Origin of the sequence: Streptomyces spongiae, from assembly GCF_009377185.1 — a bacterium.
Taxonomy (GTDB): domain Bacteria; phylum Actinomycetota; class Actinomycetes; order Streptomycetales; family Streptomycetaceae; genus Streptomyces; species Streptomyces spongiae.
Map to the genome: position 1 here is coordinate 1 of NZ_VJZC01000608.1, position 5806 is coordinate 5806.

Consider the following 5806-nt stretch of genomic DNA (forward strand, 5'->3'; position numbering starts at 1 on the left):
CGGCGGAGGCGGCGGGGGCGGAGGCGGCGGCTTCTCCGGGACCGCGGGCATCGGCCGGATGTTCAACGACATCCTGGGCGGCCAGATCTCCTGGCTCCTGCCCTTCTCGGCGATCGCCCTGATCGGCGGCCTGGCCCTGCGCGGTCGCGCGCCTCGTACGGACGTGACCCGCGCCGCCCTCGTGCTGTGGGGCGGCTGGACGGCGCTGCACTACCTGACCTTCAGCCTCGCCGAGGGCACGATGCACCCGTACTACACGACCGCGCTCGCGCCCGGTATCGCGGCGCTGTGCGGGGGCGGCGGAGCGATGCTGCTGCGCGCGTTCCGTACGGACAAGCGGTGGGTGTGGGTGCTGCCCGTCGCGTTCGCCGTGACCGGTGTCTGGGCGATCGTCCTGCTGCGCCGGGCCTCCGGCTGGAACACCTGGCTGTGGCCGGCCATCGCCGTGGTCATGGCGCTGGCGATCGCGGGCCTGCTGGTCTTCCGCTCCGGGCGCCGCGTGCGGCTGCTCGCGGCCTCCGTGACGGCGGCGGTCGTCGCCTCGGTCGCGGGTCCGGCGGCGTACGCGGCGTCGGTGCCGACGGGTTCGGCCGGAGGCATGGGCGGCACGAACCCGACGGCCGGTCCGACGACGGGCGGCGGTATGGGCGGGCCCGGTGGCGGCGGAGGCGGCCGCATGGGCGGCGGCAACGGCGGCTTCCCGGGCGGTGGCCAGGGCGGACCGGGTGGCCAACAGGGCGGTACGGCCAACCAGAACGGTCAGGGCGGCCAGGCGGGCGGCCCACAGCAGGGCGGCGGCCAGATGGGCACCCCTCCGAGCGGCGCGCCCAGCGGCGGCACGGGCGGCGGGCAACCGGGCGGAACCCAGCAGAACGGCGGCACCGAGCAGCCCGGCGGCGGCACGGGCACGGGAACGCCCCCGAATGGCACCGGCGGCCAGCCGGGCGGCGGCGGCATGGGCGGCGCCCCCGGCGGCATGGGCGGCGCGAGCACCGAACTGATCGCCTACCTCAAGAAGCACCGCGACGGCGCCAAGTGGCTCCTCGCCGTCTCCAACTCCCAAGGCGCCGCGCAACTCATCGTCAACAGCGGCGAACCCGTCATCTCCATGTGGGGCTGGACCGGCAGCGACAAGGCCATGACCCTCACCAAGCTCAAGGAACTGGTGAAGAAGGGCGAGTTGCACTACATCCAGGTCGGCAGCGGGGGCATGGGCGGCGGCCCCGGCGGCGGCAACAGCATCAGCTCCGAGGTCACGGCCTGGGTGCAGGAGCACGGGACGGCGGTGAAGGAGAGCGAGTACAGCGACAACGCGGCCTCGAACTCGCAGAGCAGCCAGTCGGACGAGTCGAACCAGTCGGACGCGTCGAACCAGTCGTCGCTCTACCGTCTGGACCCGTCGGACGTCAGCTGACGCCGCCCGCGTCCCCCTCCAGGTGTGTCGGCGCGAACATGCGCAGTACCGCGGGGAGTACGACCATGGACGGGCCTGGCGTGGCGAGAGCCTTCGCCAGGTCCCGTTCCAGGGTCTCGGGTGACGTCCGCACCCCCGGCACCCCGAACGACTCCGCCAGCGCCACGAAGTCCGGGCGGGCCAACTCCGTGCCCGTGGCCTCGCCGAACGCGTCCGTCATGTACTCACGCAGGATGCCGTAACCGCCGTCGTCGACGATCAGCCAGGTGACGTTCAGGTCGTACTGCTTCGCGGTCGCCAGCTCTGCGATCGAGTACAGAGCGCCTCCGTCGCCCGAGACCGCGAGGACCGGCTGGGTCGGGTCGGCCGCCGCCGCTCCCAGGGCCGCCGGGAAGGCGTAGCCGAGGCCGCCCGCGCCCTGGGCCGAGTGCATGGTGTTGGGGCCCTTCGCGTCGAAAGCGGACCAGGCCCAGTACGACAGGATCGTCATGTCCCAGAAGGAGGGCGAGCGGGACGGGAGCGCCCTGCGGACCGATACCAACAGGTCCTGCTCCAGGGTGAGTTGCTGCGAGGCGATCCTCTCCCCCACCCGGTCGAGAACCGCCCGCACCCGTTCCGGCGCCGTCGCGTCCTCGCGCGGCCGAACCGTCTCCAGCAGCGCCTGCAGCGCGAGGCGCGCGTCCGCGTGGATGCCGAGCGCCGGATGGTTGGACTCCAGCTTGCCCAGGTCGGCCTCGATCTGGACGACACGGCCGCGCGGCTTGAACGTGTGGTAGTTCGAGGACAGTTCGCCCAGGCCCGAGCCGACCACCAGCAGGACGTCCGCGTCCTCGAGGAAGTCGGTGGTGTGGCGGTCCTCCAGCCAGGACCGCAGGGAGAGGGGGTGCGTCCAGGGGAACGCACCCTTGCCGCCGAACGTGGTGACCACGGGGGCGTTCAGCTTCTCGGCCAGCTGCCTCAGCTTGCCCGACGCGTCCGCGCGTACGACTCCCCCGCCCGCGATGATCGCCGGGCGGGCCGCACGGGACAGCAAGTCGGCCGCCACCGCCGTCAGTTCGGGGCGCGGAGGCAGGTCCTCCGGGGTCGCGTCCACGCCCGTCACCACCGGGAGCGGCGTCTCGGCGAGCAGGACGTCCTGCGGGATCTCCACCCACACCGGGCCGTGCGGGGCCGACAACGCCGACTTCCAGGCCGCCGCGATCGCCGACGGGATCTGGGACTGGGTGCGGACCGTGTGGACCGACTTGACCACGCCCCGGAACGACGCCGACTGGTCCGGGAGTTCGTGCAGGTAGCCGTGGCGGCCACCGCCCAGCCCGGCCGTGGGGATCTGGCTGCTGATGGCGAGGACGGGCGCCGAGGCGGAGGCCGCCTCCTGGAGCGCGGCGAGCGAGGTCAGCGCGCCCGGCCCCGTCGACAACAGCAGCGGTGCGGCCTCGCCGGTGATCCGGCCGTACGCGTCCGCCGCGAACCCGGCGTTGTTCTCCACCCGGAGGCCCACGTACCGCAGGTCCGAGCGGCGCAGCGCGTCGAACATGCCCAGGGCGTGCTGGCCGGGCAGGCCGAAGACCGTGGTCGCGCCGAGGCCGGCGAGGGTCTCCACGACCAGGTCTCCGCCGTTGCGGCCGGGGGGAGGATTCAGTGCGGCCTCCGTCTGGGCGGCGGTGGGGCGGAGCACCAGGTCGTGGTCGTGGGTCACTTCGAGCGAGCCTCGGCAATCTGACGGGACATGATCGTGGTCAGTTCGTACGCCGTGTGGGACGCCGCCACCGACGTGATCTCGGCGTGATCGTACGCGGGCGCCACCTCGACGACGTCGGCGGAGACCAGGTTGCAGGACGCGAGGCCCCGCAGGATCTCCAGGAGTTCGCGGGAGGTCATGCCGCCGGCCTCGGGGGTGCCGGTGCCGGGCGCGTGGGCCGGGTCGAGGCAGTCGATGTCGATGGAGATGTACAGCGGGCGGTCCCCGACACGCTGCCGGAGCTGGTCGGCGACCTCGTCCACGCCCCGCCGCATGACATCCGCCGACGTCACGATGCCGAAGCCCATCTTCTCGTCGTCGGTCAGGTCCTGCTTGCCGTACAGCGGCCCGCGCGTGCCCACGTGCGAGAGCGCCTCCGTATCGAGGATGCCCTCCTCCACCGCGCGCCGGAACGGGGTGCCGTGCGTGTACTCGGCGCCGAAGTACGTGTCCCAGGTGTCGAGGTGGGCGTCGAAGTGGAGCAGGGCCACCGGGCCGTGCTTCTTCGCCACCGAGCGCAGCAGCGGCAGCGCGATGGTGTGGTCGCCACCGAGGGTCATCAGCCGGGCGCCGGTGCCGAGCAGGTCGTCCGCCGCCGCCTCGACGGTCTCGACGGCCTCGTGGATGTCGAACGGGTTGACGGCGATGTCCCCGCCGTCCGCCACCTGCGCCAGCGCGAACGGGGACGCGTCCTGCGCCGGGTTGTAGGGGCGCAGCAGCCGGGACGCCTCGCGGATCGCGTTGCCGCCGAAGCGGGCGCCGGGCCGGTACGAGACGCCCGAGTCGAACGGCACGCCCACGACGGCGACGTCGGCACGTCCGCCGACCTCGTCCAGCCGGGGCAGCCGGGCGAAGGTCGCGGGCCCGGCGTACCGCGGGATGCGGGACGAGTCGACCGGACCGCGGGGCGTCTCGTTGCTGCTCATGACGAACTGCCTTCCTGCGTACGCTTCATCACGTATGCACTGCTTGCACTACTTATACTTCTTGTACTACTGGGTACGACTTTACTGGTGGGCCGGGATCGGCTCGGACGCGGGTTCGGGTGCCCGCCCGGCGAGCCTCTCGCGCCAGGCGGCGAGCACGGCCGCGTCGGTGGCGGGGGTGGCCAGGGAGACGATCAGGTACGCGGCCAGCGAGGACAGCAGCCCGTAGTAGACGGGTTCGTTGGCGAGGATCCCGTACGTCGCCATCAGCGCGATCACCGCGAGACCGCCGGCCACGACGGAGGCGAGGGCGCCGTGGACCGTGCCGCGCTTCCACACCAGGCCGCCGAGGATGGGGACGAGGAGCCCGCCGACGAGGAGGTTGTACGCGACGGTCAGCGCCTCGATCACGTTGTTCAGCGCGACGGCCGTGACGATCACCGCGACGCCCATGATGAGGATGAAGGCGCGGTTGCCCTTCACCTCGTCGTGCGCGTCCTCGGTCCGGCGGGAGGCTCCCCGGAGCCGGGACCAGATGTCGTTGTTGGCGACGGTCGCGCAGGCGATGAGGGCGCCCGAGGATGTCGACATCACGGCGGCGAGGGCGGCGGCGAGCACCAGCCCCCGTACACCGACCGGGAGTTCGTCCTTGACGATGGTCGCGAAGGCGTCGTCGGCGCTGGCCAGCTTCGGGTACAGCACCTTTGCCGCCGTACCGATGACGGCTCCGGCGAGGGCGTACGCGAGGCAGTACGTGCCCGCCACCGTGCCGCCCCACCGGGCGGTCCTGTCGCTGCGCGCGGTGAACACGCGCTGCCAGATGTCCTGCCCGATGAGCATGCCGAAGGTGTAGATCAGCACGTAGGTGAAGATCGTCTCGCCGCCGATGCCCAGCGGGTCGAAGTACTCGGTGGGCAGCTCGGCCTTCATCTCACTGAAGCCACCGGCTTTGACGACGGCGATGGGCAGCAGCAGGAGCAGGACACCGATGGTCTTCACGACGAACTGCACCATGTCGGTGAGGGTGATCGACCACATGCCGCCGAGCGTCGAGTACGCGACGACGATCGAGCCGCCCAGGACGATCGCGACCGTGCGGTTCATGTCGAAGAGGACGTCGAAGATCGTGGCGTACGCGATGGTCGAGGTGACGGCGAGCATGAGGGTGTACGCCCACATGACCACGCCGGAGATCACACCGGCCCGGCCGCCGCCGTAACGCAGGTCGAGCATCTCGGAGACGGTGTAGACCTTCAGGCGGGCGATGCGGGCGGAGAAGAACACGGACAGGGCGAGGAGCCCGAGCCCGATGGTGAACACCATCCACGCGCCGGACAGCCCGTACTGGTACCCGAGTCCGACCCCGCCGATGGTGGAGGCGCCGCCGAGGACGATGGCGGCCATCGTCCCGGAGTACATCGTGGGCCCGAGGCGGCGCCCGGCGACGAGGAACTCGCTCTTGGACCGGGCGCGGCGCATGCCCCACCAGCCCATCGCCAGCATGCCGGCCAGATAGACGACGATCACTGTGTAGTCGACGGCCATAGGGGTCCACCCTTCTCGGGCCTTCTCGGGCCTTCTCGCGGTCGCACCGCCAGTTCGTGGGTTGACCCTAGGTGGCTGGAAAGCAGCGCTGAAGTGTACGTTTCATCCATCTCGTCCACGGTGGAATGGAGGAAACATCCACCATGCCGGACCCATCCGCCCCGTCCGCCCCACCGGTAC

At 71.6% G+C, this 5806-nt stretch carries 4 protein-coding genes; 1 reads left to right on the forward strand and 3 read right to left on the reverse strand.

The window, feature by feature from the left end; all coding sequences use genetic code 11:
* A partial coding sequence (locus tag FNH08_RS42750; RefSeq protein WP_456114966.1) for a mannosyltransferase YkcB-related protein occupies positions 1-1414 on the forward strand: 1414 nt, incomplete at its 5' end.
* Here the strand turns inward: FNH08_RS42750 and FNH08_RS42755 are convergent.
* From FNH08_RS42755 to FNH08_RS42765, 3 genes are all read right to left on the reverse strand, one after another.
* Positions 1407-3113, reverse strand: coding sequence for a thiamine pyrophosphate-binding protein (locus FNH08_RS42755; protein ID WP_322726369.1), 1707 nt, complete (start codon positions 3111-3113; stop codon positions 1407-1409). The genes FNH08_RS42750 and FNH08_RS42755 overlap by 8 nt on opposite strands.
* Positions 3110-4081, reverse strand: a complete 972-nt coding sequence (speB, locus tag FNH08_RS42760) for an agmatinase (RefSeq protein ID WP_152776904.1) — start codon at positions 4079-4081, stop codon at positions 3110-3112. The genes FNH08_RS42755 and speB overlap by 4 nt, the downstream gene beginning before the upstream one ends.
* Positions 4082-4162: 81 nt before the next feature.
* On the reverse strand, positions 4163-5626 hold the full coding sequence (locus FNH08_RS42765; RefSeq protein WP_152776905.1) for a sodium:solute symporter: 1464 nt from the start codon (positions 5624-5626) through the stop codon (positions 4163-4165).
* Positions 5627-5806 lie beyond the last annotated feature (180 nt).